Source organism: uncultured Amnibacterium sp. (genome assembly GCF_964250715.1).
Classification (GTDB): Bacteria; Actinomycetota; Actinomycetes; order Actinomycetales; family Microbacteriaceae; genus Amnibacterium.
The window spans coordinates 1-25,574 of sequence record NZ_CAXUGX010000019.1; the positions used below are offsets into that span (position 1 = coordinate 1).

At 71.0% G+C, this 25,574-nt stretch carries 18 protein-coding genes, 1 tRNA gene and 1 pseudogene; 10 read left to right on the top strand and 10 right to left on the bottom strand.

Features of this window, described 5'->3' with window-relative positions:
- The first annotated feature begins 131 nt into the window (after positions 1–131).
- The 6 genes from ACFE7H_RS13375 to ACFE7H_RS13400 all read left to right on the top strand — a co-directional run bounded on the left by ACFE7H_RS13375 (position 132) and on the right by ACFE7H_RS13400 (position 9,687).
- Complete coding sequence (locus ACFE7H_RS13375) at positions 132–4,265, top strand: DUF3418 domain-containing protein (protein WP_375401735.1); 4,134 nt, start codon at positions 132–134, stop codon at positions 4,263–4,265.
- Positions 4,266–4,385: 120 nt separating this feature from the next.
- A complete protein-coding gene (locus ACFE7H_RS13380) occupies positions 4,386–5,288 on the top strand; it encodes a hypothetical protein (protein ID WP_375401736.1) in 903 nt (300 codons plus the stop codon).
- A gap of 182 nt (positions 5,289–5,470) precedes the next feature.
- Positions 5,471–5,995 carry a PadR family transcriptional regulator gene (locus ACFE7H_RS13385; protein WP_375401737.1) on the top strand — a complete coding sequence of 175 codons (525 nt, stop codon included), beginning with the start codon at positions 5,471–5,473 and terminating at the stop codon, positions 5,993–5,995.
- Positions 5,992–6,669, top strand: coding sequence for an ABC transporter ATP-binding protein (locus tag ACFE7H_RS13390; protein ID WP_375401738.1), 678 nt, complete (start codon positions 5,992–5,994; stop codon positions 6,667–6,669). Before ACFE7H_RS13385 ends, ACFE7H_RS13390 begins: the two co-directional genes overlap by 4 nt.
- Entirely contained in the window at positions 6,666–8,963 is a 2,298-nt protein-coding gene (locus ACFE7H_RS13395; protein ID WP_375401739.1) for an FtsX-like permease family protein, read from the top strand. Before ACFE7H_RS13390 ends, ACFE7H_RS13395 begins: the two co-directional genes overlap by 4 nt.
- 265 nt (positions 8,964–9,228) lie before the next feature.
- Positions 9,229–9,687 (top strand): DUF6069 family protein, encoded by a 459-nt coding sequence (locus ACFE7H_RS13400; protein WP_375401740.1) that lies wholly within the window; start codon positions 9,229–9,231, stop codon positions 9,685–9,687.
- A 47-nt stretch (positions 9,688–9,734) separates the two neighbouring features.
- Here ACFE7H_RS13400 and ACFE7H_RS13405 read toward each other — a convergent pair whose 3' ends face one another.
- The 5 genes from ACFE7H_RS13405 to ACFE7H_RS13425 form a co-directional block, all read right to left on the bottom strand.
- Positions 9,735–11,261 carry an MDR family MFS transporter gene (locus ACFE7H_RS13405; protein ID WP_375401741.1) on the bottom strand — a complete coding sequence of 509 codons (1,527 nt, stop codon included), beginning with the start codon at positions 11,259–11,261 and terminating at the stop codon, positions 9,735–9,737.
- A 270-nt stretch (positions 11,262–11,531) separates the two neighbouring features.
- Complete coding sequence (locus ACFE7H_RS13410; protein ID WP_375401742.1) at positions 11,532–12,125, bottom strand: YdeI family protein; 594 nt, start codon at positions 12,123–12,125, stop codon at positions 11,532–11,534.
- A 9-nt stretch (positions 12,126–12,134) separates the two neighbouring features.
- Positions 12,135–12,677: a DUF1697 domain-containing protein gene (locus ACFE7H_RS13415; RefSeq protein ID WP_375401743.1), complete on the bottom strand. Its 543-nt coding sequence runs from the start codon at positions 12,675–12,677 to the stop codon at positions 12,135–12,137.
- A 114-nt stretch (positions 12,678–12,791) separates the two neighbouring features.
- Complete coding sequence (locus tag ACFE7H_RS13420) at positions 12,792–13,784, bottom strand: ribonucleotide-diphosphate reductase subunit beta (protein ID WP_375401744.1); 993 nt, start codon at positions 13,782–13,784, stop codon at positions 12,792–12,794.
- A gap of 75 nt (positions 13,785–13,859) precedes the next feature.
- On the bottom strand, positions 13,860–16,340 hold the full coding sequence (locus tag ACFE7H_RS13425) for a ribonucleoside-diphosphate reductase subunit alpha (protein ID WP_375401745.1): 2,481 nt from the start codon (positions 16,338–16,340) through the stop codon (positions 13,860–13,862).
- 290 nt (positions 16,341–16,630) lie between these two features.
- Here ACFE7H_RS13425 and ACFE7H_RS13430 point away from each other — a divergent pair, with 290 nt between their 5' ends.
- Entirely contained in the window at positions 16,631–17,842 is a 1,212-nt protein-coding gene (locus tag ACFE7H_RS13430) for an MFS transporter (protein ID WP_375401746.1), read from the top strand.
- 33 nt (positions 17,843–17,875) lie between these two features.
- On the opposite strand, the gene ACFE7H_RS13435 is transcribed toward ACFE7H_RS13430, so the two are convergent.
- Positions 17,876–18,289: a pilus assembly protein CpaE gene (locus ACFE7H_RS13435; RefSeq protein ID WP_375401747.1), complete on the bottom strand. Its 414-nt coding sequence runs from the start codon at positions 18,287–18,289 to the stop codon at positions 17,876–17,878.
- A gap of 112 nt (positions 18,290–18,401) precedes the next feature.
- On the bottom strand, positions 18,402–18,752 hold the full coding sequence (locus ACFE7H_RS13440; RefSeq protein WP_375401748.1) for an Lsr2 family protein: 351 nt from the start codon (positions 18,750–18,752) through the stop codon (positions 18,402–18,404).
- A gap of 361 nt (positions 18,753–19,113) precedes the next feature.
- Between ACFE7H_RS13440 and ACFE7H_RS13445 the strand changes: the two genes are divergently transcribed.
- Positions 19,114–20,103 (top strand): aldo/keto reductase, encoded by a 990-nt coding sequence (locus ACFE7H_RS13445; RefSeq protein ID WP_375401749.1) that lies wholly within the window; start codon positions 19,114–19,116, stop codon positions 20,101–20,103.
- A gap of 62 nt (positions 20,104–20,165) precedes the next feature.
- Here ACFE7H_RS13445 and ACFE7H_RS13450 read toward each other — a convergent pair whose 3' ends face one another.
- Positions 20,166–21,275 carry an NAD-dependent epimerase/dehydratase family protein gene (locus ACFE7H_RS13450; RefSeq protein WP_375401750.1) on the bottom strand — a complete coding sequence of 370 codons (1,110 nt, stop codon included), beginning with the start codon at positions 21,273–21,275 and terminating at the stop codon, positions 20,166–20,168.
- 120 nt (positions 21,276–21,395) lie between these two features.
- On the opposite strand from ACFE7H_RS13450, the gene ACFE7H_RS13455 reads away from it, so the two are divergent.
- Both ACFE7H_RS13455 and ACFE7H_RS13460 read left to right on the top strand, forming a co-directional pair.
- Positions 21,396–21,471: transfer RNA gene (locus ACFE7H_RS13455), tRNA-Ala, on the top strand.
- A gap of 382 nt (positions 21,472–21,853) precedes the next feature.
- Complete coding sequence (locus ACFE7H_RS13460; RefSeq protein WP_375401751.1) at positions 21,854–24,238, top strand: TIM-barrel domain-containing protein; 2,385 nt, start codon at positions 21,854–21,856, stop codon at positions 24,236–24,238.
- Between the two features lie 139 nt (positions 24,239–24,377).
- Here ACFE7H_RS13460 and ACFE7H_RS13465 read toward each other — a convergent pair whose 3' ends face one another.
- Together ACFE7H_RS13465 and ACFE7H_RS13470 are read right to left on the bottom strand one after the other, a co-directional pair.
- A complete protein-coding gene (locus ACFE7H_RS13465; protein ID WP_375401752.1) occupies positions 24,378–25,280 on the bottom strand; it encodes a hypothetical protein in 903 nt (300 codons plus the stop codon).
- A 103-nt stretch (positions 25,281–25,383) separates the two neighbouring features.
- A pseudogene (locus ACFE7H_RS13470) lies at positions 25,384–25,574 on the bottom strand (GNAT family N-acetyltransferase); the annotation flags it as partial.

Sequence of the window (25,574 nt, forward strand, 5' to 3'; positions counted from 1 at the left end):
GGAGGCGGGGGCTCGGGGAGGCGGGGGCTCGGGGAGGCGGGGGCTCGGGGAGGCGGGGCGGGGGCTCGGGGAGGCGGGGCGGGGCGGCGGAACGGGATGGGGGGCGGGACGGGCAGGGCGGGGATGGAAGGATGGAAGCCCTCATGTCGGCGACGGTCGCGATCTCCTATCCGCCCGAGCTGCCCGTCTCGCAGCTGCGCGACGAGATCGCCCGCGCGATCGCCGGCCACCAGGTGGTGGTGATCGCCGGCGAGACCGGCTCGGGCAAGACGACGCAGCTGCCGAAGATCTGCCTGGAACTCGGCCGGTCGACGATCGCGCACACCCAGCCGCGGCGGATCGCCGCACGCACCATCGCCGAACGGATCGCCGAGGAGCTGGACGTGCAGCTCGGCACCCTGGTGGGCTACTCCGTGCGGTTCACCGACCAGTCGAGCGCCGAGACCCGCATCCGCGTGATGACCGACGGCATCCTGCTGGCCGAGATCCGTCGCGACCGCGAGCTGGCCCGCTACGACACGATCATCCTGGACGAGGCGCACGAGCGCAGCCTGAACATCGACTTCCTGATCGGCTACCTGAAGCAGCTGCTGCCGCGCCGGCCCGACCTGAAGCTGATCATCACCTCCGCCACCATCGACGTGCAGCGGTTCGCCGCGCACTTCGCGGATGCGGGAGGGACGCCCGCGCCGATCGTCGAGGTGTCGGGGCGCACCTATCCCGTCGAGATCCGGTACCGCCCGCTCGTGGCGGAGGACGCACCCGCCGATCCGGAGGGAGTGGACGACGACGACCAGGACGAGGAGCCGGGGAACGAGGGGCAGGGGAACGAGGGGAGAAGTCCGGCGCGCGCTGCGTCGCGGTCGTCCGCCGGCGAGGACCGCGACCTGATCGACGGCGTCACCGACGCCCTCGACGAGCTGCGGCACGACATCGACGGCGACGTGCTGGTCTTCCTTTCGGGCGAGGCGGAGATCCGCGACGTCGCGGAGGCGCTCCGCGGGCGCCTCGTGAATGAGCGGGGCGCGCCGACGGAGGTGCTCCCCCTGTACGGCCGGCTGTCCGCCGCGGAGCAGCACCGGGTGTTCGAGCGCTCCGGGGCGCCGGGCGCTCGGCGCATCGTGCTCGCGACCAACGTCGCGGAGACGTCGCTGACCGTTCCCGGCATTCGGGCGGTCGTCGACGCGGGGACGGCGCGCATCTCGCGGTACAGCGTGCGATCCAAGGTGCAGCGCCTGCCGATCGAGGCGATCTCGCAGGCGTCCGCGAACCAGCGCGCGGGCCGTGCCGGCCGCACCAGCGCCGGCATCGCGGTCCGCCTCTATGCGCAGGCCGACTTCGACCGGCGGCCCGAGTTCACCGACCCCGAGATCCTGCGCACCAACCTCGCGGCGGTGATCCTGCAGATGCTGTCGCTGGGCCTCGGCGACATCGCCGGCTTCCCGTTCCTGCAGCCGCCGGATTCCCGCGGCATCAAGGCGGGCCTCGACCTGCTGCGCGAGCTCGGCGCGCTGAAGACGGAGACGTCGCTGACGAAGGTCGGCCACGACTTGGCCCGACTGCCGGTCGATCCGCGCTTCGCCCGGATGCTGCTGGAGTCGAGGCGCCACGGCCGCACCGCCGAGGTGGTCGCGATCGTGGCGGGCCTCACGATCCAGGATCCGCGGGAGCGGCCCGTCGACCGCCGCGAGCAGGCCGATCGCTTCCACGCCCGCTTCACCGACCCGACCAGCGACTTCCTGGGCCTGCTGAACCTGTGGAACCATCTGCAGGAGCAGCAGCGGCAGCTCTCCGGCAGCGCCTTCCGGCGCCAGTGTCGAGCCGAGTTCTTGAACTTCGTCCGCATCCGGGAATGGCAGGACCTGGTGCGGCAACTGGAACGCGCGCTGCAGGACGGCGATCGGTCGGGTGGTAGCAGGCGCGGGTCGGGCGGCAGGGAGCGGGATACGCGTGGTTCCGGCGGCACTGCTTCCTCCGCCCCCGTCCACGACTCCGCTCCGACCCCCGCCGACGACTCCGGCCCCGGCCCCGCAGCCGCCCCGCTGATCGTCGACGCCGACGGCATCCACAAGTCGCTGCTCGCGGGCCTGCTCGGTCAGATCGGCCTGCGCGACGACCGCACGATGCTGCCGACGAACACCGGCAGACCGGGTCGCGGCCCCCAGCAGCGCCGGGGCGCCGTGGAGTTCACCGGGGCGCGCCAGACGAAGTTCGTACTCTTCCCCGGCTCAGCTCTGGCCAAGAAACCGCCGCGGGCCGTCATGACCGCGGAGCTGGTGGAGACCTCGCGCCTCTTCGCCCGGGTGGTCGCCGCGATCGATCCGGCCTGGGCGGAGCCGATCGCCGGCGACCTGGTGAAGCGGGCCGTGGGCTCCCCGCGCTGGGAGCGCAAGCAGGGCGCCGCGGTCGCCGACGAGCGCGTCACCCTGTTCGGCGTCCCGATCGTGCAGCAGCGCCGCGTGCAGTACGCCCGCATCGACCTGCCGCACGCCCGCGACCTGTTCCTCGAGCACGCCCTGGTCGACGGCGACTGGCCCACGGACATCACGCGGGACCGCGTCTACGACTTCGACCGAGCCAATCGGCGGCTGATCCGCGACCTGGGCGAGCAGGCGGAGCGCGCCCGGCAGGCGGTCGGCGTGGACGAGCAGCGGATCTTCGCCTTCTACGACGCTCGCATCCCCATCGACGTGGCGAGCGTTCGCGCCTTCGAGACCTGGTGGCGCGGAGCACGAGCGGAGTCGCCGGACCTGCTGACCATGCAGCGGGACGACCTGGTCGAGCCCGAGGCGGCGCCGGAGGTGGACGAGCGGGACTTCCCGCCGGTCTGGCGGCAGGGCGAGCAGCGCCTGGACCTGACCTACCGCTTCGCGCCCGGCACCGACGACGACGGCGTCACCGTGCGGGTCCCCCTGCCGCTGCTCGCCGGGCTGACCGCCGACGGCTTCGACTGGCAGGTGCCGGGCTTCCGCACCGAACTCGTCGCCGCCCTGCTGAAGACGCTGCCGAAGCCGCTGCGCCGCTCCGTGGTACCGACCGCGGATTGGGCCCGGCGGCTGGTGGCCGATCTGCCCGAGGGGCCGGAGGCTGGAGGCACGCCAGGGCCGCTCATCGACGCGCTGGCCCGCAGCGTGCGCCGGGTCGCCGGCAGCAACCCGGCACCCACCGACTTCGATCTCGACCGCCTGCCGCCGCACCTGCGCCCCACCTTCGCCGTGCTGGGCGACGGCGGTCGGCAGTTGGGCCGCGACACCGACCTCGCCGCCCTGCAGCGGCGGTTCGCCGCGCAGGCGCGCGCCTCGGTCGCGCAGGTGCATGCGCGCAGCACGGGCGGGCAGGGCGCGAGCGGGCTGGGCAAGGGCGAGCACGGCACGGGCGCGAGTCCGGCGGTCGAGCGGAGCGGGCTGACGACGTTCCCGGAGCAGGGACTGCCGCGCGTGCTCGACAGCCGGCAGGCCGGCGGCGTCGTGCGCGCCTATCCCGCGCTCGTCGACGAGGGCGCGACGGTGGGGGTCCGCCTGCTCGCGACTCCCGCGGAGCAGCTCGCCGCCGGCCGACTCGGGCTGCGGCGACTACTGCTGCTCGCGACTCCATCGCCGAACACATACGTCCAGCAGCATCTGTCGGGCGCCGAGAAGCTGGCGCTCGCCGCCAGCCCCTACCCGAGCACGCCGGCCCTCTTCGACGACTGCCTGATCGCGGTCGTCGATGCGGTCGTGGCCGCCGAAACCGAGGACGCCACTGTCTGGACCGCGGAGGAGTTCGAGCGGGTGCGGGCCGTGCTGGCCGGCCGCGTGCTCGACGACCTGTTCGCCGTGGTGGCCGCGACGGCAGCGGCGCTCGCCGCAGGGCGCGAGGCCGACCGCGCGATCCGCGACGCGGCGAGCCCGGCGCTGCTGCCCGCGGTGCACGACGCACGCACGCAGGTGTCGGCCCTGCTGCACCCGGGCTTCGTCCGCATCGACGGCGCCGCCCGCATCCCGCGGCTGGCCGTCTATCTGGCCGGCGTCGCCCACCGCCTGGAGCGCCTGCCCGCGCAGGCGGCGAGGGATCGCGCCTGGTCGATCGAGGTGCGCACGGCGACGCAGATGTACCTGGATGCCGGCGGCCCGCTGCCGCTGACGGAGCAGATGCCGGAACGGCTCGTGCGGGTGCGCTGGCTGCTGGAGGAGCTGCGACTCAGCCTGTTCGCCCAGCACCTGGGCACGACGCAGCCGGTGTCACTGCAGCGCATCCAGCGCGCTCTCGCTGGCTTGACTGCCTGACCACCGGCCGCGCTACCCGGGATCGCCGCGGTCAGCGGACACCCAGGGGACTTCGCCACGGTCATCCCCTGCACCTTCGCGCGAACACGCGCACCACCCGAGAAAAGGACCCACCGGCCCATGAACCCGTTCCTCGACGGACTCGCGATCGTCATCGCGTTCATCCCCAAGCTGCTGCTGGCGATCGTCATCCTGGTCGTCGGCCTGATCCTGGCGCGGCTGATCTCCCGCGCCCTGGCCCGGCTGCTGCAGCGCGTCGGCTTCGACCGGCTGGTCGAACGCGGCGGCATCGCCAAGGCCCTGGAGCAGTCCAAGATCGACGCCGCCGGCCTCGTCGCCAGGATCGTCTACTACGCGCTCGTGCTGTTCGTGCTGGAATTCGCGTTCGGTGTCTTCGGCCCGAACCCGATCAGTACGCTGCTCGCCACGATCATCGGCTACCTGCCCCAGGTGATCGTCGCGATCATCATCGTGATCATCACCGCCGCCATCGCCGCGGCCGCGAAGTCGCTGATCCAGACGCTGCTCGGCTCGGTCTCCTACGGCCGGGTCGTCGCGAACATCGCCAGCATCGCCATCCTGTTCCTGGGCATCATCGCCGCCCTCAACCAGCTCGGCGTGGCGGTCACGGTCACGATCCCGGTGCTGATCACCGTGCTGGCGACGGTCGGCGGCATCCTCGTCGTCGGCGTCGGCGGTGGCCTGATCAAGCCGATGCAGTCGCGGTGGGAGACCTACCTGAGCCGGGCGGAGGCGGAGTTGCCCAAGGCCAAGCAGTCCGCGGAGCAGGCACCGAGCGTCGCCCAGCAGGTGACGGCGCAGGCGAAGACGGCCCGCTCCCGCGCCCGCAAGCCCGCCGCGTCTCCCCCGACCCGCCCGGTGACGACCACGTCCACCAGGACCGCACCCGCCGCGCCGGCGGCTTCGGCGCCGACTCCGACTCCGACTCCCGCTCCGGCCGCCCCCGCGGTCCCGCCGACCCCGGATGCAGATGCAGTCCCGAACGACGGCAGCACCCTCTGACCGCACCCGGGGTCGGCGACCGCCGAAGAATTCAGGACGTTTCGAGAACCCGGGCCGCCACAGCCCCGGTTTCGCCTTCATTCCTCGAAATCGCCTGAATTCTTCGGCGCGCAGGCAGCGCCGCGACACGCGGTGACGCAGTAGTAATCGCGGTGTGTACACAGCTGTGTATAGTCGCCGCCATGTCACTCCCGCGCACGCTGCTGGGCCTGCTCGATCCCGAGCCCGCCCACGGCTACGACCTCAAGCGGTCGTACGACCAGCACTTCGGCGGGGACCGTCCCGTCGCCTACGGCCAGGTGTACGCCGCGCTGGCGCGCATGCTCGGCAACGGCCTGATCCAGGTCGCGGGCGTCGAGCCGGGCGACGGCCCCGACCGCAAGCGCTACGCGATCACCGACGCAGGCGTCACCGAGCTGCGCGACTGGCTCGGCACGCCCGAACCTCCGACGAATTACCTGCAGAGCACGCTGTACACCAAGGTCGTCCTGGCCCTGCTGACGACCGGGGACGCCACGATGCTGCTCGACACGCAGCGCGCCGCCCACCTGCAGCAGATGCGCGAGCTGACCCGCCGCAAGCAGGGCGGCGACTTCGCCACACAGCTGATCTGCGACCACGCGCTCATGCACCTGGAGGCGGACCTGCGCTGGCTCGAGGTCACCGCGGCGCGCATGGACGGCCTGCGGGCCGAGGTGTCCCGATGAGCCCGCTGATCGAGGCCGTCGACCTGACGAAGTCGTTCGGCCCGACCCGTGCGCTGGCCGGTGCGTCTCTGGCCGTCGACCCCGGCGAGATCGTCGCGATCATCGGTCCCTCCGGTTCCGGCAAGTCGACCCTGATGCACTGCATGGCCGGCATCGTGCGGGCGGATGGCGGCACGGTGCAGTACGCGGGCCGCGACCTGGTGCGGGCGAGCGACGCGGAGCGCAGCCGGCTGCGACGCGAGCACTTCGGCTTCGTGTTCCAGTTCGGCCACCTGGTTCCCGAGCTGACCTGTCTGGAGAACGTGGCCCTGCCGCTGCGCCTGAACGGCATCGGTCGTCGCCGCGCCGAGCGTCTGGCTACCGACTGGCTGGAGCGGGTGCAGGTGCAGCAGGTGGCGGGGCTGCGTCCCGGCGAGGTGTCGGGCGGACAGGCGCAGCGCACCGCGATCGCCCGCGCCCTGATCACCACACCGAAGGTGGTCTTCGCCGACGAGCCCACCGGAGCGCTCGACTCGCTGTCCGGCGAGCTGGTGCTGCAGCTGTTCACCACGGCGGCCCGGGAGAGCGGCGCCGCCGTGCTGCTCGTCACGCACGAGCCGCGCGTGGCCGCATACGCCGACCGCGAGGTGACGGTGCGGGACGGCGCCGCCCGCGACCTGCGGGTGCTGGTGTGACCGGCGCACTGATCTCCCTCGCCGTCCGGTTCTCGCTGCAGGGCCGCGACGCCCTGGTGCGCACGGGGCTGATCGCCCTCGCCACCGGGCTCGCCGTCGCGCTGCTGATGCTGGCCGTCAGCGTTCCCGGCGCGCTCGCCGCCCGCGACGCGCGAAGCAACGCGTGGCGGCTCGTCAGCGGCGCAGCCGCCCCGTCGGAGCGGTCGCTCGTAGCCGGCACCACCTCCTACTCCGTCGGGGATGTGTCGGTCACCGGCCTGGTCGTGCACCCGGACGGGCAGCACCCGTCCCTGCCGGCCGGCGTGACCGCCCTGCCGGGCGACCGGCAGATGCTCGTCTCGCCCGCCCTGCGTGACGCCCTCGCCTCGTCCGACGGCGCACCCCTGCGCGCCGCCCTGCCGTACAAGGTCGTCGGAGTCGTCGGGCCCGCCGCGCTGCTCGGCCCGACGGACCTGAAGTACCTGGCGGTCGACGATCGGCTGGTCGTCGGTTCCGGCACGACCGACCGCGTCGTCGGATTCGGTGACCGCCCCGACGTCCCGCAGCCCCTCGACGCGGTGCTCGCCCTGCTGCTGGTGGTCGGCGTCCTCATCGTGCTGCTGCCCGTCGGTGTCGTCGTGACGATCGCCGGCCGCTTCGGCGCGGAGCGGCGCGACCTGCGGCTCGCGTCGGTCCGCCTGCTGGGACTCAGTCGCTCCGCCACCACCCGTCTCGCGCTGACGGAAGCACTCGTCGCTGCGGTGATCGGCGACGTCGTCGGCATCGCGGTGTTCGCGGTCGCCCGGCAGGGACTGGGCGCGTTCAGCGTCGCCAGCCTGAGCGTCTTCCCGTCCGACGCAGTGCCGCCTGCACCGGCGGTGGCGCTGATCATGGTGATCGTGCCGCTGCTGGCGGTGGGCTCGGCGCTGGTGTCGCTGCGCGCGACCGTGATCGAGCCGCTCGGCGTCGCCCGTCGGGCCCGGCAGCGGCGTCGCCGGCTGTGGTGGCGGCTGGTCCCGCTGGTCGCCGCCGGCGGCCTGCTGGGCCTCTCCGTCGGACGGTTCTCCGCGGATCGCAGCGGCAGCGTGCCGGCGGTCGCGGCTGGAGTGACGCTGCTGCTGATCGGCGCACTGCTTTTGCTGCCATGGCTCAGCGAGCGCCTGGCCGGCGCGACCCACGGCGGTGCGGTGTCGTGGCAGTTCGCGACGGGCCGCATCCGCCACGGCGGCAGCACCACCGCCCGGGTCGTGGGCGCCGTGACGATCGTGCTCGCCGGTGCGATCGCCCTGCAGATGCTCTTCGCCGGGCTGAGCGGCGCCTATACGCGGGATGCGGCGCTGCCGCAGCAGCAGGGCGGCCTGGTCGTCGCCGCGCTGCGGCTGTCGGCACCGACGGCGCAGGAGCTGAGCGATCGGCTGGGGCGAGCGGGAGCCGGATCACGAACAGGAGCCGGAACGGGCACCGGAACCGAACCAGCGGCCGTAATCACCTCGGTCACGACGAGGACTGCGGTCGACGGCGTCGGCATCGGCCTGCGGGTGGGTACCTGCGCCGACCTGGCGCGCCTAGCGCATCTCGGGTCCTGCGCCGACGGCGACGTCTTCACGGGATCCGCGGCGACCGCCCGCGTCGTCGCGGGCCGGATCGTCCGGTCGATTGAGGGTCACCTGAAGTGGGCGGCGCCGGCCCGGATCCGGCACCTGCAGCTGACGAGTGCGGCGAAGTCGCTGGGCTTCGGCACGACCGACCTGTTCGCGACCCCGGCCGCGGTGCGGCTCGCCTCGGCCGGACCGGTGGACGTGCAAGCGCTCGTCCCACCGGATGCGGCGTCCCAGACTCGCGATCGGGTGATCGCCGCCGCTGCCGCGACGGTGCCGCTGATCAGCGTGTCCCCCACCGGCTACGCGACGACCACCCGCCCCTACGCCGCGATCCAGCGAGGGCTGACCGTCGGTCTCGTGCTGGTGCTGCTGCTGATCGGCGGCGTGATGCTGGTCTCCATCGGCGACCAGCTGCGGGAGCGGCGCCAGATGCTGGCGACGCTGTCGGCCGTGGGGATGCCGCGCGCCGTCATGGTCCGCTCGATCCTGTGGGAGAGCGCCCTGCCGGTCGTCATCGGCGTCGGCCTGGCGGTGGTGACCGGAGTCGCCCTGGGCGGGGTACTGCTCGCGATCGTCTCGCGCGACTTCACCGTCGATCCGTCGATGCTGGCCGCCAGTGCCGCCGCCGCGCTGGCGGTCCCCCTGCTGGTGACGGCCCTCAGCCTGCCGGCCGCAACCCGCCGCATGCGCCCCGACGGCCTGCGCGCGGAGTAACCCGGCGGCGTCACGACCCGCATCCCACCGAGGAATTCAGGACATTTCGAGAACCTGCGCCCCCACAGCCCCGGTTCCGCCTTCATTCCTCGAAATGGCCTGAATTGTTCGGAGAGCAGGTGCGGGTCAGTGGCCGCGCCACGGCGGTTTACAGCAGCCGCAGTATGCGGTTACCACCGGCGGCGGACGACAGCCGCACGGGGTTCCAGCAGGGTGAAGTCATATCGCACCGGCACGGACCGGTACCCGCCTGAGGAGGAGCCCCATGACCGCATCCGCTGTCACCACCACGACCACCCGCACCCGCACCGGCACCACGGCCGCCGCCTCGCGCATCGCGCTCGCCGCGGTGGTGGCCGCGGTGCTCACGAGCGTCGTGAACGCCGCTATCGCGCTGATCGCGGTCGCCCTCGGCGCAACGGCGACCCCGCCGCTCACGCCCGCCATCGACATCGCCTTCTCGGTCGTCACGTCCGTCGCCGGCGCAATCGGCTGGACGATCGTGAATCGACGCGCAGCAGACCCGCGCCGCGTGCTGAAGGTGCTCGCGCCGGCGCTGCTGGTGGTCTCGTTCATCCCCGACATCGCCCTCGGCGCGGCGACCGCGGCCGCCACCGGCATCGCTCCGATCCTCGCGCTGGCCCTGATGCACGTCACAACGATGGCGATCGCGCTGACCGTGTACGCACGCCTGCTGCCGCTGAAGGCCTCCCCCGTCGCCTGACCGCTCGCGGCGGCGCAGCGGAGACGGACGCCCGGTGCTGTGCCTGCTCAGGCGGAGACGGCGGTCCGGTCCCGGTGCTGGTCCTCCCGGCGCTGGTCGACCGCCTCCACGTCCGCGGACACCGGCTTCGTCACGAAGCACGACACCACGATCGCCACCACCATGATCGCCGCGCCGACCAGGAAGGCCAGGCGGACACCGGAGGCGTTGGCCGCCTCGAGCGAGAGCCCGTCCGTGGTGCCGACCCGGGTCTGCACCGCCAGCAGGGTGATGAACAGGGCGGTGCCGGCTGCGCCGCCGACCTGCTGCACCGTCGCGAAGATCGCACTGCCATGCGACGTGAACCGCTGGGGTACCGCGCCGAGCCCCGCGGTGAACAGCGGCGTGAGCACGCCGGCCAAGCCGATGCTGAGCGCGATGTGCCCGGCCAGCACGAACCAGAGCGGCGTGCGATCGTCCACGAACGACAGCAGCACGAGGGCGCCGGTCACGACGACGGTGCCCGGGATCAGCAGGGCGCGCGGCCCGAAGCGGTCGTAGCCGCGGCCGACCAGGGGACCGAGCACCCCCATCACCACGCCGCCGGGCAACACGAGCAGCCCGGTGACGAGCGGAGTGACGTGCAGCACCGACTGCAGGTAGATGGGCAGCAGGATGGCGCTGCCGAGCAGCGCGAGGAACGCGAGCGCACCAGCCAGCACCGATGCGGTGAAGATGCGCGAGGCGAACGGCCGCAGGTCGAGCAGCGCCCGGTCGGTGCGCTGCAGCGCCAGCTGACGCAGCACGAACGCGGTCAACGCCGCCGCACCGAGCGCCGCGGGCAGCCAGATGGACGCCGGCGACGAGGCGCCGGCCGGCTCACTGGCCGCCTCGCCGACCGCGTTGAGTCCGAAGACCAGCCCACCGAAGCCGAGTGCCGCCAGCGGAATCGAGACGATATCGATCGGGACGTGCCGGGTCTCGCCGACGTTCTGGATCAGTCGCGATCCGATCAGCAGGGCGGCGACCGCGATCGGCAGCACGACCCAGAAGATCCACCGCCAGTCCAGCAGGCTGAGCACGATGCCCGAGATGGTCGGTCCGAGTGCGGGGGCGACCGAGATGACCACAGAGATGACGCCCATGATGCTGCCGCGACGCGACTCCGGCACCAGGGTGATCACCGTCGTCATCAGCAGTGGGATCATCACCGCGGTACCGGCCCCCTGCACGATACGTGCCGCCAGCAGCACCTCGAACCCGGGCGCGAGGGCCGCGGACAGCGTGCCGAGCGAGAACAGCCCGAGCGCCAGCACGAACAGCCGGCGCGTTGGAATGCGCTGGATGAGGAACCCGGTCACCGGGATCACCACGGCCAGGGTCAGCGCGAATCCGGTGGACAGCCACTGACCCGTGCTGGTGGTGATGTGCAGATCCTTCACGAGCACCGGGATCGCGACGCTCATGATCGTCTCGTTCAACACGACGACGAATGTGGAGACCAGCAGCACGGCGATGACGGTCTTGTCGCGCGCCGGCAGACGTTCCACCGACGGCGAGTGGCCGAGTGCGGTCGGTTCCAGGGTGCGAGTCACGCGCGTCTCCATTTCGTGTGGCCGAGTTCGTCTGGCCGAGCAGCGGCGGTGGCGGTACCGCGACCGGCTCCCCCGAGGACAACCACCACGCCGGTCGGCTGTTCCGAGGAGATCGGAATCGATCCACACCGACTTCGTCGCGGAGTCGACCAGAGCGATCCAGAGTCGATCCAGAGTCATCCAGAGCCGCCGGCCCCGTGAGGACGACTCCGTACTCGCTGCCCGGTCAGCATCCCCTACCGAGCCGGGCGCCGGCCGGGAGTTCGACACTCACGGGGTCGGCCGGTGGGGGTGCGGGACCTCCCCGCGCCGGAGCAGCTCGACCGTCCGCACGATCCGGGCGGCGCGCGTGGTCGCCTGCTTCACAGAGTGCAGGCGCAGCAGCACCGCGTAGCGGTCCTGCCGGTCGAGCGTCGCGAACATCGCGGCCGCCGCCGGATCGTTAGCCAGCGCCGTCGCCAGATCATCCGGCACCTCGATGGTGCGCGATCCGGCGTAGGCGGCCGCCCACCGGCCGTCCGCCTTCGCTCGCTCCACCTGTGCCAAGCCGGCCGGCCGCATCCGCCCCTGTGCGGTCAGCCGCTCGATCAGGGCGGTGTTGCGTTGCGACCAGACGCTCCGCAGGCGACGCGGCGTGAACCGCTGCGCGAAGGTCACCTGGTCGGCCCGGCGCACCTGACCGTCGATCCAGCCAGAGCACAGCGCCTCGTCGAGGGCCTGGTCGTACGTCAGGCTGGTCGGCACGGTCGTGCCCTTCTTGGCCAGCCGCAACCAGTCGCCGGCACCGGCGGCATGGTGCTCGTCCAGCCACTCGTGCCACGCGATCGCGTCGAAGACGATCAGTTCGGGGAGTTCGTCGGGCATCGGACTGTTTCAGGCGATCGCGAGGATCTTCTCCAGTGTGTTCAGGTTGCGGGTCGTCACCGCGCCGGACTGCTGCCGCCTGCCGTACTGCTTGCCGAACGTGGTGGCGAGCGTCTGGCCCTTCGGGGCATCCCAGTACAGGACAGTGCCGTTCAGGGCAGTGCCGCCGCGCTGCACCCGCTCCACGGTCGGGTCCAGGTCGCCGGCCGACTGCGCCAACTCGTTGAGCGCGGCCCGGTCGTGCGCGAACACCACGTAGGCATGACGGTCGCCGGCCCTCGGGAAGGGGTAGTCGTCCACCGCCGACTGCATCGTGTCGGGCGCGACGCCGATGACGGCCAGGTCGAAACCGAAGACGCTGCGGACGACCGCCGCGACCTCGTCGGCGATGGCCTGCGGGTCCTGCAGATCGCTGGAGACGACGACGTTGCCGCTGGCCAGCACGGTCCGCACCTGGTCGAATCCGCTGACGGTCAGCGCCTGCGCGAGCTGCTGCATGGGGATGCGCACGGCACCGATGTTGACGCCGCGCAGCAGGACGATGCCGATCACCCAGCCATCCTGCCCCGCGCCACCTGCGCCCGACTCATGCACTCGTTCGGGACTCGCACACCTCGGCGCTCGGGTGTGCGAGTCCCGAACAGGTGTCGGATCGACTGAGCCGAGTCAGCGGGCGCCGACCGTGGCGCTCGCGTTCGACTCGTAGGAGGTGTTGGTCGACTCGAAGAAGTTGACCAGCTGCAGGGTGTCGTTGGCGGTCGCCATCCACTTGGCCGGGTTGGACACCTTGTAGGCCGGCTCGAAGCCGAGCTCCTCCAGGCGCCGGTCGGCCAGGTACTTGACGTACTGATTGATGTACGTCGCGTTCAGCCCCAGGATGCCGTTCGGCAGCAGGTCGCGGTTGTACTGCTCCTCCATCTCGACGGCGTTCAGGATCATCTGGCGGATCTCCTCGGCGAACTCCGGCGTCTGCAGGTCCTCGTTCTCCTCCAGCACGGTGAGGATCAGGTTCATCCCGAACTTCAGGTGCAACGACTCGTCCCGCACGATCCAGTCCACCAGCGAGCCGAAGTTGCGCAGCAGGTTCCGCTGCCGGAAGGACAGCGCCACCATGAAGCCCGAGTAGAACCAGATGCCCTCCAGGATCACGTTGTAGGCGACCAGGTTGCGCACGAAGTCCTGCTTGCCCTTGGTCGTCGTGATGTCCAGGGTCTCCTCAGTCATGCGGCGGATGAATTCGACCTCGAACTGCTCCTTGCGAGCCATCGACGGCACATGCACGTGCGACCCGTACGCCTGATCGCGGTCGATCGGGAAGGTCTCCAGCACGTATTCGAACGACATGCAGTGGTTCGCCTCCTCCCACATCTGCTTCGCGAGGTACAGGTGCGCCTCGGGAGCGTTGACATAGGGGTACACGCCGAATGCGAGCGCCTTGTTCACGAGCAGCTCGCTCGGGTTGAAGTAGCTCATCAGGAAGGTGACGGCGTGCCGCTCCTCATCCGTCATCCGCTTGAAATCGGCGATGTCCTCACCGAGCTGGATCTCGTTCGGGAACCAGGTATTCGCGACCGCCTGCTCGTACAGGTCCATCGCCCACTGGTACTTGACCGGCTTCAGCAGCAGGCCTTCCTGAATTCCGGTACCCAAGATGCTCATCTGGTTCTCCTTCTGGTGATCATTCTCGACGAAATCGGGGTGCGGCGCAGCGCCGTGCGGGCTACTCGCCGCCGGCTACTCGGTGCGGGAGACCCCGCCGAAGCCCCGACGGGCGGGGGCCGGCTGCGGCTGCGGCTGCGGCGCCGGTCGGCCGAAGCCACGCCGTGGGCCGGCGGCCGCCGCCGCACTCAGGTCCTCCGCCTTGTTCACCCGCACCGTGGACTGCTCGGCGGTGTGCCGCGGCTTCATGTGCAGGTAGTAAGTCGTCTTGATGCCGCGCTCCCACGCCGCGGAGTAGATCGACATCATGTCGCCGACGTCGCGCGTCTCGAGGTACATGTTGCGGCTGATCGCCTGGTCGATCCACTTCTGCGCCCGCGCCGCGACCTCGAGGAAGGCGTACGGCGACAGCTGGAAGCTGGTGCGGTAGGTGGCCTTGATCGAGTCGGGGATCGCGTCGATGTGCTGGATGTCGCCCTGGCTGCGCAGGATCTGCTCGCGCACCGACTCCCACAGCCCCGCACGCTGCAGCACCGTGACGAGGTTGCGGTTGACCTCCAAGAACTTGCCGCTGGACGTGGAGCGGCTGAAGATCTGCGAGAACTGCGGGTCGAGCCCGGGCGTCGTACCGGCGACCAGGCCGATGTTGGCGGTCGGTGCGATCGCCATCAGGGTCGCGTTGCGCACACCCCCGGCCACGCGGGCACGCAGCGCATCCCAGTCCAGCCGCGTCGTACGGTCCACCTGCACCGGTACGCCGCGCTCGGCTTCGGTGATCGCGATCGTGTCGAACGGCACCATGCCCTGTGACCAGCGCGAGCCGGCGAAGTTCGGGTAGGCGCCCCGCTCGGCCGCCAACTCGACCGACGCCTCGATGGCGGCGTAGGAGACGTGCTCCACGATCTCGTCGATCAGGTCGTACGCCTGCTCGCTCTCGTACGAGATGCCCATGCGCTCCACGACGTCGGTGAAGCCCATCACTCCGAGGCCGATGGCGCGGTTCTGCTGATTGGAGTGGTCGGCCTCGTCGACGCTCGACACCGTGATGTCGATCAGGTTGTCCAGCTGCCGCACCGCCGACCTGGCGCTCTCGGCGATGCGCGCCCAATCCATGCCGAGGCTGCCGTCCGGCAGTTCGATGAGGTGGCGCCCGAGGGTGATGGACGCCAGGTTGCACACCGACGCGTTGTCGCGGTCCTGCGGCAGCGTGATCTCGGTGCACAGGTTGGAGGAGTGGATCGTGCCGGTGTTGTTGTTCAGGGCACGGTTGTTGATCGTGTCCTTCCACGTGAGCCACGGGTGCGACGTGGTCTGCAGCGCCATGAGGATGGCCTTGAACTGCTCCCGCGCCCCGATGCGCTTGAAGGCGCGCATGCGCCCGGCGTCCGCTTCGGCGATGTAGTGGGCATACCGCTCCGAGAAGGCACTGCCGGTCAGCTCGTTGAGGTCGCCGACCTCCAGCGGGTCGAACAGGTACCAGTCGCCGTCGTGCTGCACCCGCTTCATGAACTCGTCGGAGATCCACACGGCCGTGTTGGCCGTGCGGGTGCGCCGGTACGGGTCGCCGGAGTTCTGCTTGAGGTCGAGGAACTCGGGGAAGTCGAGGTGCCAGTTCTCCATGTAGAAGCAGACCGCGCCGAACTTCTTGCCGCCGCGGCTGACGGCCCGCAGCACCGAGTCGACCGTGTGCATGAACGGGATCGGACCCGTGGAGGTGGTGTTGTTGGAGCGGATGGGGCTGCCCTGCGCCCGCAGCTTGGTGACCGACAGGCCGAGCGCTCCGGTGCCCTTGGTCAGCCACATGACGTCGCGGGTGGTCTTGGCGATGTGCTCGATGTCGTCCTGCATCTCGAGCACGAAGCAGTTGGAGAGCTGGGGGTACTTGGTCCCGGCGTTCACCAGCGTGGAACCGGCCGCAAGGTAGTCGAGGCCGGCCATCTTGCGGTAGAAGCCGAGCGCGGCAGCCGTCGGGTCGGCCTCGTTCAGGGACAACCCCATCGAGACGCGCATCCAGAAGTACTGGGGCACCTCCAGCGGCTGGCCGTCGCGCGCCTTGATGCCGTACCGGTTGTTCAGGGTGACCACGCCGATGTACTTCAGCAGCTCGTCGTGGGCCGGGTCGAGCGCGGCCGCGAGGGCGTCGAGGTCGAACATGGTGGCCAGCCGGTCGTCGAGCAACTGCTCGTCGACGCCGCGCCGGATGTAGCCGGCGAAGTGGTCGCGGTGCAGGGCGGCGATCACGTCGGCGGTCCGACCTCCGGCGGTCTCGTAGTCGCCGAGCACGCCCTTGTAGATGGTCTTCAGCAGCAGCCGGGCGGCCACGGTGTCGAACGCCGGGTCGTCCTTCACGTTCTGCAGCGCCACCTGGATGACCGCCTCGTCGAGCTGCTGCGTGGTGATGCCGTCGAACAGCGTCAACTCCAACTCGGAGGCGATCTGCGTGACCCAGGTGATGTTCGGGTCGAGCCCCGTCGCGGCCTGCTCGATCGCCAGGTTGATCTTGTTCGCGTCGTACTGCTCGCGCTCGCCGTTGCGCTTGATGACCGTGATGCCCATGAACTCTCCTTCTGCCGCGTCCGGACCGTGTCGTCCGGACCGGGTCGCTGTGACCAAGTCGCCGTGACCGTGTCGTCGTTGCCGGTCGGACGGGTGACCACCATATGTGCGGGTGCGGTGAATACAACACCACAACATGTTGTGGAATGTCCGTGGGCGTGTCGTGGATAACTCGGTGACGCCTGTGGATGAACGGGTGCGGAGGCGACGGTACGGCAGCCCTCCGACAGGGCTGCGACAGTCCTGCGCAGGGCGTCTCGACACCGCCCGGCCGCTACGCTCGAGGACCTGTGAGCAACGGATACGGCGACCTGTTGAGAACGCCGGGAGTGGCTCGCATCATCGCGGCCCAACTGACGGCGCGGCTCCCGTCGGGCATGCTGTCGCTCGGCCTTCTCTTCCATGTGCAGCGCGGTACGGCGTCCTACGCCGCGGCCGGTGTGGTCCTCGCGGCACTCAGCATCGGGCAGGCCGTGTCCGGGCCGGCGACGAGCCGACTGATGGGCCGGGTCGGCATGCGGCCGGTGATCCTCATCACCGTCGCGGTCTGCGCGGCGGCGGTCGCGGTGATCGCCCTGGTACGGCTGCCGATCGAGGGAACCGTAGGCCTCGCCCTGCTCGCGGGCCTCAGTTTTCCGCCGATCCAGTCCGCGGTGCGCACCATCTATCCGAAGCTCGTCTCGGCCCGGCAGCTGACGCCCCTGTATTCGATGGACGCGGCGCTGCAGGAACTGATCTGGGTCGGCGGCCCGGTGGCGGTGACGTTCGTCGCGACCGGCATCGGCACCACCTTCGGCCTGCTGCTGTCGGTCGTGCTGCTGCTCGGCGGCGGTGCCTGGTTCGCCTCCTCCCCCGAGGTGGGTCGGGTGCGTATTCCGCGCAGCCGGCGACGCTTCGGGGTGGTACTGGCCCGGCCGCCGGTGCTGCTGTCCGTCGTCGTCGGGTTCCTCGTGATCGCCTCCTGCGCCGCCATCGAGGCGAGCGTGCCCGGCGCATTCGGTACCGACGATCCGATCAGCGGCGTGGTGCTGGCGATCTGGGCGGTGGCGTCGCTGGCGGGCGGCTTCGCCCTCGGCAGGCTGCCGATCGGCCGGTGGGCGCTCGCGCAGCGCCTGCTGATCGTGGCGGTCGGCGCGGCCGCCCTGCCGTTCGTCGGCGGCTTCTGGGCGATCTCGGTGGCGCTCGTGGTGTCCGGCTTCGGGTTGGCGCCCGCGCTCGGCGTGCTGTCGGCGATCGTCTCGTCGTCGGTGCGGTTCAGCGACACCGCGGAGGCGTACGGCTGGACGAACACCGGCCAGCTGATCGGCGTGGCGCTCGGGGCCGCCCTGGCGGGGCTGCTGCTCGACAGTGCGGGCCCCGCGGCGGCCTTCGCGTGCGCATGGGGGCTGATGCTGCTGGCGCTGCTGACGGCCACGATCGGGCGGCGATGGTCGCCGGATCTGCGGGGCAGGACCGCGGGTCCGATCGCGGACACCGCGCCGGTCCCGGTGACGCCCTCCTGAGCCCGGCCCGCCCAACCCAGCCCCAGCTGCGGCTCAGCTGCTGGCGCTGACCTGCTGCAGCACGGCGAGACCGTAGGCCTCATCGGGCGCGTCGGCGGTGAACCGCCGGCGATGCCCGAGGAACACCGTGACGACGCTGAATGCGTCGCCGTCGCGCTCGAGCAACTCGAAGGTGTGCCGGAGTGCGTTCCGCAGCTGGTCCTCACGCGGGAACCACAGTGCGTCGGCCAGGTCGACCGAGTCGAGCGCCCACTCCGTGGTGCCGTTGAACCCGAGCACCGTGCCGGTGGGGAAATCGTGCGCTTCGATCGTCATGTCGCTGACGGTGAAGACGTCCGTGCCCGAGCCGTCCATGTCCTCGGCGACGAGCTGGAACCAGTCGCCCTTGCTGGGCCGCCAGGCGAGCCCGGCGTCCCGCAGGCGCATCGCCAGGGCACGGGAGATCACCCGCCCAGGATAGGACGCCCCGCACGCATCGAGGCGGGCCGTCCGGATGGACGGACCCGCCTCGATGGTGGTGGTAGCGCTGATGCTGCTGCGCGTCGGGTGTGGCGGCTTGTCAGTTGGCGGCGTTGTACGCGTCCTGCACCGCACCGGGAATACGGCCGCGGCCGGAGACGGGATGCCCGTTGGCATTGGCCCAGTCGCGGATCGCTTTCAGGTCGCCCTTGGGGGTGCGCGCCGCACGAGTGCCGGCGGATCCCCGCGGTGCGCGGGCGACCGAGTCCGCCTTGCGGGCCACAGCCAGATAGGGCGCGAGAGCGTCGCGCAGGTTCCCGGCGTGCTCCTCGGTCAGGTCGATCGTGTAGCCGACCCCGTCGAGACCGAATTTGACGCTTTCGCCCGTCCCGGCCTCGATGTCCTCCCTCGTCAGGTCGTCGACGAGTTGCACGATGTACTTCTGTGCCATTGGTGGCGCCTCTCCTTGCAATGACGAATGTCTTGCGGGTCGTGATACTGCCCTGGTGGACACTGCCCTGGTGGATACTGCCTGGTCGATACCTGGTCGCCTGTGGTGGAGGTCCTTGTTGTGCACCGCACGCCCCAAGCGAATTCTTTCGAATACTACACGCACAAGCGGCCCAATTGCATCAACACTCCGATATCGGTTCGTTTTGCTGGGCGGCTTCTCATTGCGGCTGCTGCATTGCGGCCGCTGATTCGCGCCGCAGCGACCCTCCTGTCCCGGATACACCGGAGCCATCCAGGCAGGTCCGGGTAGAACCGTAAGGAGAAGGTGGTCGGCAGGTTCGGTCCAGGAAAGGTCGGTCATGGAGCAGCGCACGCTCGGCGCGGGATTGTCGGTGTCCGCACTCGGACTCGGCTGCATGGGGATGAGCGCGTTCTACGGAGCGCACGACGACGCGCAGTCCACCGCGACCATCGAGCGCGCCATCGACCTCGGCGTCACCTTCTTCGACACCGCGGATGTGTACGGCCCGCAGACGAACGAGCGACTGGTTGGCGCGGCACTGGCCCGACATCGGGACCAGGTGGTCATCGCGACCAAGTTCGGCAACGAATTGGATGCGGACGGCCGGCGGACGGGCGGGGTCAACGGCTCCCCCGACTATCTTCGGGCCGCCGTCGACGCATCGCTGCAGCGGCTCGGCATCGAGACGATCGACCTGTATTACCAGCATCGAGTGGACCCGAAGGTGCCGGTGGAGGACACGTTCGGCGCACTCGGCGAATTGGTGCTGGCCGGCAAGGTGCGCCACGTGGGAATGAGTGAGGCGGCGCCGCAGAGTATCCGCCGGGCGCATGCCGTCACACCGATCACGGCGCTGCAGACGGAGTACTCCCTCTTCACCCGGGACGTGGAGGACAACGGGGTGCTCGACACGGTGCGCGAACTGGGCATCGGATTCGTGCCCTATTCACCGCTCGGCCGCGGCTTCCTGTCCGGTCGCATCCGCAGCGTCGACGACTTCGACGACGACGACTTCCGGCGCAGCAGTCCCCGGTTTCAGGGCGAGAACTTCGCCGCGAACCTGCGGGTGCTGGATCTGCTGACGGGCATCGCGACGGAGAAGGGGGTGACGCCGTCGCAGTTGGCACTGGCCTGGGTGCTGGCGCAGGGTGACGACGTGGTCCCCATTCCGGGCACCCGGCGGATCGACAACCTGCAGGAGAACGTCGCAGCCCTCGACGTGCACTTCTCGGCGGAGGAGCTGCGGCGGATCGACCAGGTGGCACCGTCCGGGGTGACCGCCGGCGACCGATACGCGGCAGCGGGCATGGCCAGCGTGCATCGGTAGCGGCTGCGGCGGGCGCATTCCGAAGGCGTGCTGAGGGTCGGCGCGGAGATCGTGGGCCGGACCTACCGCCGCAGGTGCGGTGAGTCCGCGACGTCCGAATGCGCCGCTACGCCGTCGACGGCGGCCCGCAATGCGGTCCGCGCGTCGATGCGCGGCGACCAGCCGAGCACGTCGCGCGCCCGATCCGTCGACATCAGTGGAACGGTGACGGCGATGTCGAGCCAGCCCGGGTCGACCGGAACCAGGCGCAGCCGCCACGCGAGGTCGAGCAGCGCCCGGATCGGGGCGGCCCGGATCGGCAGCGGACGTCCGCCCAGCAGGCCCGCGACCAGGGCCGGATCGACGACCGGCAGGGTGGCGATGTTGAACGCGCCGCCGGCGCGACGATCGATCGCGCGCCAGAACGCGTCCGCCAGATCATCGGCGTGCACCACCTGGGAGATCGCGCGTCGCGGCAGCGGCACGATCGGCAGTCGCGCCGTCGCGAGCCAGCGGGTCGGGACGAGCGGCCCGAGGAACAGCCGCTTCAACTCGGCGCCGACGTCGTGCTGCATCACGAGCCCAGGACGCATGCGGGTGACGATCGTGCCGGGGTTCTCGTCCTCGAACACCGTCAGCATCCGCTCGTTCGCCGCTTTGAACTTGGCGTAGTGCGAGGTGTGGATGCCACCGACCGGCCACGACTCGTCCACCGCGCGGTGCTTGGGTCCGGGGCTGTACGCGCCGACGGAGGACGCCACGACGATCTGCGGGACCGCGGCCGCCCGGACCGCGTCGAGCACGTTGGCGAGGCCCGTGATGTTCGTGCGCGCCATCACGGCCTCGTCGTGGTTCGGCTGCAGCAGCCACGCCAGGTGGATCACGGCGTCGGCACCGGCGAACGCGGGCGTCAGGGTGCGCACGGCGCCCGGCGCGCCGACATCGACCGCATGCCAGCGCACGCCGTCGTAGGGGCCGCCGGGGGTCACGTCCGGGCTGTGCCCATCCGGACTGTGCTGATCCGGGCCGTGCTGATCCGGACCGTGCTCATCCGGACCGTGCTGGTCAGGGATGTGCCGGTCAGGGATGTGCCGCACGATCCCGACGATCTCGGTGACCTCCGGGGCCGCCTTCAGCCGCTGCACGACCGCGGTACCGACGTTCCCACTGGCTCCGACGACGACCACGCGCATGAGACTCCTTCTGGATCGGCGGCGAACTCGCCACGGTAGGCGGCCGAGGTGAGCGCGGGCCGTAGACGCTGTTGACGCATCGAGCGGCGACCCGCTCGGTGCTAACGTGGTCGACCGCACGGGCCTATGGCGCAGTTGGTAGCGCGTCTCGTTCGCAATGAGAAGGTCCGGGGTTCGAATCCCCGTAGGTCCACCAAACTGAAGGGTGTCCCGCCAGGGGCGCCCTTCTGTTTCGTGTATGTGCAGAGCATTCGGACCCCTTGGTGGGCCCCGATCGCGCCGGTTCCGGCGCGCGGCGCAGCCGCGTGACGGCCGTGCCGACTGGGAGTCGAATCCCCGTAGGTCCACCAAACTGAAGGGTGTCCCGCCAGGGGCGCACCCGGCGCGGTACGTGCGCCTTTGACGCGGTATGCGCACCTACCGCGTCACGGTGCGGGTACCGCGTCACGGTGCGGGTACCGCGCGGCCGCTCGGTGCGGGCGGTGCTGGTACCCAGATCAGCACGGCGAGGGAAGATCGTCCCCGTGGATCCTCGGTTTCGCCTGCAGACGTCGCCGGTTGCGAATGCAGAGTCGGTGATGCAGGGCGACCGATGGCGCATCACCGTGCTGACCGACGGCCTGCTGCGGCTGGAGTGGTCCGAGGACGGCGTGTTCGAGGACCGCGCCTCGACCTTCGCACTGCACCGCGACCTGCCGACGCCGACGTTCCGAGTCGTCGACGGTGCGAGCGCGCTGGAGATCGTCGGCGAGCGCTTCCACCTGACCTATGACCGGCAGCGGTTCGGTCCGGCGGGCCTCACCGTGACGGCGCGCGGCAACATCAGCAACCACCAGAGCACGTGGCGGTACGGGGAGCGCCCGCGCACCCTCGGTGGGACCGCCCGCACGCTCGACGACATCGACGGCCGACTGCCGCTGGCGGACGGCGTCATCGCGCGCGGAGGCATCGCGGTGCTCGACGACTCGCGCTCGTTCCTGTTCACGGATGACGACGGCGACGACGGCTGGAGCGACGGCTGGGTCGCTCCGCGCGACGGCGACCGCATCGACCCCTATGTGTTCTCGTACGGCCACGACTACACGGCCGCTCTGGCCGCCTTCTTCGCGGTTTCCGGCCCCCAGCCGGTTCTGCCGCGGTGGGCGCTCGGCAACTGGTGGAGCCGCTACCACGCCTACTCCGCCGACGAGTACCTGGCGCTGATGGACCGATTCGCCGAGGAGGAGCTGCCGTTCTCGGTCGCGGTGCTCGACATCGACTGGCACCGGGTCGCCTCGGTGCCGCCCGAGTACGGCAGCGGCTGGACGGGCTACACCTGGGAGCGCACCCTGTTCCCGGATCCGCCGGAGTTCCTGGCGCAGCTGCACCGGCGGGGGCTGCGGACCACGCTGAACGTGCATCCGGCCGACGGCGTGCGGGCGTTCGAGGACGCCTACCCGGCGATGGCGCGGGCGCTGCGCCGCGATCCGCAGGACGGGCTGCCCATCGCGTTCGACGTGACCGACCAGGCGTTCCTGAAGGCCTATTTCGACGTGCTGCACCACCCGCTGGAGGACGACGGTGTCGACTTCTGGTGGCTCGACTGGCAGCAGGGCCCGCACTCGCGCGTCGCCGGAATCGATCCGCTGTGGATGCTGAACCACTTCCACTTCCTGGACTCGGCACGGCTTGATTCGGCGCGGCAGGGACGCCGGCCGCTGACGTTCTCGCGGTACGCGGGGCCGGGCAGCCACCGCTACCCCGTGGGGTTCTCGGGCGACGCGGTGATCAGCTGGGCGTCGCTCGACTTCCAGCCGGAGTTCACCGCGACCGCATCCAACATCGGGTACGGCTGGTGGAGTCACGACATCGGCGGCCACCTGGCAGGCGTGCACGACGACGAGCTCGCTACCCGCTGGCTGCAGTTCGGGGTCTTCACCCCCATCCTGCGGCTGCACTCCTCCAGCAACCCGTTCCTCGTGAAGGAGCCGTGGCTGTACCCGCGCGAGGCACGTGACGCGATGGGGGCGTCGCTGCGACTGCGGCATCGGCTCGTGCCCTACCTGCACACCATGAACCACCGCGCGGCGACGGATGCCGTGCCGCTGATCCGGCCGATGTACCACCTGCGTCCGGAGGAGCCGGCGGCGTACACGGTGCCGAACCAGTACGCGTTCGGCAGCGAGCTGATCGTCGCGCCCATCACGCGGCCGGTCGACCGCACGACGCTGCGCGGGTCGGTACGGGCCTGGCTGCCCGAGGGTGCGTGGGTGGACGTGCTGACCGGCATCGCCTACGACGGCGGGCGCGAGCTCGAGCTGCACCGGGACATCTCCGGCATCCCCGTGCTGCTGCGCGAAGGGGGCATCCTGCCGCTCGCCGCCGACGACGAGCGGGACGCCGCGCGCAACCCCGAGCGGCTGGAGGTACTGGTCGCGGTCGGCCGGGACGGCGCCTTCACCCTGGTGGAGGACGACGGCACCGGCGCCACGCCGCAGACCATCCGACCGGCCCGCACGCCCATCACCTGGCGGCAGGACGACGGCGTGCTCACCATCGGGCCGGTCGACGGCGACTCAGCCGCGGTCCCCGCCTGCCGCGACTGGACGATCACCTTCGTGGCGCTCGGCGGCGCTGCGTTCACGGGTACTGCGGGCACGGGCACGGGCACAGTCCGCGTCGACGACAAGCCGGTCGCCGCACAGCGCACCGGCGGCGACCTGTCCATTCGGGTGGTGCAGGCACCGACCGACCGGGCGGTCACGGTGACGATCGGCGGCGGCGGCGCGCTGGCGACGGCGGACCTCGCCGACCGGCTGTTCGCGCTGCTGAACGCGGCGCAGTGGGGCAACGATCAGAAGGAGGCGGCCTGGTCGGTGCTGCGATCCGGCCTGCCGGTCCCTGAACAGGTGGCCGCTCTGACCGCGCAGCAGGTGCCCGCCCCGCTGCTCGGCGCGCTCATCGAACTGCTGAGCACCCGCTGAACAGGCCCACCCAATCTCAACTACGGAGGGAACTGCACAACGACGGAGAATCCGGGCACGGAACGGCGTGTCGGCGCAGATCTCCGTAGTTGGGTCGAGACCTCCGTAGTCGGGTCGGGATCTCCGTAGTCGGGGCGGCTCAGCCGGCGCGGCGGCGGCGGAGGACCGCGTCCAGGTCGCTCAACACCGGCTCGGAGTCGCCGGGGCCGACCGGGGGACGCGTGGAGCGGCGCTCCGCGGTCGTCGCGTCGATGGCGACGACCTCGGCCGCAGCGTGCGCGCGCCGCAGCGCATCGTCGGCCTGCTTGGCGGCGACCCGCAACGTCTCCGCAGCCGCGGAGACGTCCGGTTCGGCAGCCGCCGAGGTCCGTTCGAGGTACAGCGGCCTGGGGATCGGCACCGGCGTCCAGGTGGGGCGCGCCTGCTCGGTGCGCTGCCAGTCGGTGAAGCTCTGCGGCGCCTGCTGCATCGGCACCGCATGGTCCACGGCGGTCACCGCCCGCTGCGCAGCAGCGACCGTCGCGGCCCGCTGCAGCAGCGCGATCGCCCCGAACGCGACCACCACCCCGACCACGAGCAGGACGACTCCGCCGCCGGTGACCGCCAGCCACCCGCCGTACCCGGCCACCCCGACCGCGAGCAGCAGCACGACGCCGCCGATGGCGCGCGTGCGCCGCAGCCGGGCGCCGGTGATCGCCGATACCGCGTCGGCACGCTGCCGGGGCTCGCGTGGCGCCGTCGGCCGGCGCGCGAGCGTGCGTTCCGCCGCCGCCTCACGCGGCCGGGCCACCGCCTCGGCGCGATGCGCGGCCGCCCGCAGTGCCCGATGCTGCTCGGCCACGCTGCGGGCACTCACCTCGGCCCGCACCTCGTCGGGCACATCCGCGGTCTCCGCCAGGATGCGCAACGTCTGCTGCAGCCGCACCGCGGTGCGCTCGGTGTTCAGGTACTGCCGGCGGCGCACCCACGACGGCGTCAGATACACGAGCCAGAGCACAGCGGCGAACGCGATGATCGCGCCGCCACCCAGGCCCCCAGGCATGCCGATCACGGTATCGATTCGGCGCCCTGCGGAATGGGACGCCGACCCGGTGTGTCGCGCTCCGCGTACGGTGCCGACCGGGCGCATGGAGTCGAGACCACGCTCAGGGGAAGGGCTTTGCGGCCAGCTCCCGATCGCCCTCGGGCACGTCCGCGGCACCGGGCGGCACTCGCTGTTCGCGGAAGCGCCGCAGTACGCCGCCCGGCACCTCCTCGGCGACCAGGCCGAAGCAGTAGTGATCGCGCCAGTCGCCGTTGATGTGGATGTAGCGGCGCTTCAGGCCCTCGTAGCGGA

Coding starts and splice junctions, on each gene's coding strand:
- ACFE7H_RS13375 (WP_375401735.1), top strand. CDS start 132: ATGGAAGCCCTCATGTCGGCGACGGTCGCGATCTCCTATCCGCCCGAG.
- ACFE7H_RS13380 (WP_375401736.1), top strand. CDS start 4,386: ATGAACCCGTTCCTCGACGGACTCGCGATCGTCATCGCGTTCATCCCC.
- ACFE7H_RS13385 (WP_375401737.1), top strand. CDS start 5,471: ATGTCACTCCCGCGCACGCTGCTGGGCCTGCTCGATCCCGAGCCCGCC.
- ACFE7H_RS13390 (WP_375401738.1), top strand. CDS start 5,992: ATGAGCCCGCTGATCGAGGCCGTCGACCTGACGAAGTCGTTCGGCCCG.
- ACFE7H_RS13400 (WP_375401740.1), top strand. CDS start 9,229: ATGACCGCATCCGCTGTCACCACCACGACCACCCGCACCCGCACCGGC.
- ACFE7H_RS13410 (WP_375401742.1), bottom strand. CDS start 12,125: ATGCCCGACGAACTCCCCGAACTGATCGTCTTCGACGCGATCGCGTGG.
- ACFE7H_RS13420 (WP_375401744.1), bottom strand. CDS start 13,784: ATGAGCATCTTGGGTACCGGAATTCAGGAAGGCCTGCTGCTGAAGCCG.
- ACFE7H_RS13425 (WP_375401745.1), bottom strand. CDS start 16,340: ATGGGCATCACGGTCATCAAGCGCAACGGCGAGCGCGAGCAGTACGAC.
- ACFE7H_RS13440 (WP_375401748.1), bottom strand. CDS start 18,752: ATGGCACAGAAGTACATCGTGCAACTCGTCGACGACCTGACGAGGGAG.
- ACFE7H_RS13445 (WP_375401749.1), top strand. CDS start 19,114: ATGGAGCAGCGCACGCTCGGCGCGGGATTGTCGGTGTCCGCACTCGGA.
- ACFE7H_RS13450 (WP_375401750.1), bottom strand. CDS start 21,275: ATGCGCGTGGTCGTCGTCGGAGCCAGTGGGAACGTCGGTACCGCGGTC.
- ACFE7H_RS13460 (WP_375401751.1), top strand. CDS start 21,854: ATGCAGGGCGACCGATGGCGCATCACCGTGCTGACCGACGGCCTGCTG.
- ACFE7H_RS13465 (WP_375401752.1), bottom strand. CDS start 25,280: ATGCCTGGGGGCCTGGGTGGCGGCGCGATCATCGCGTTCGCCGCTGTG.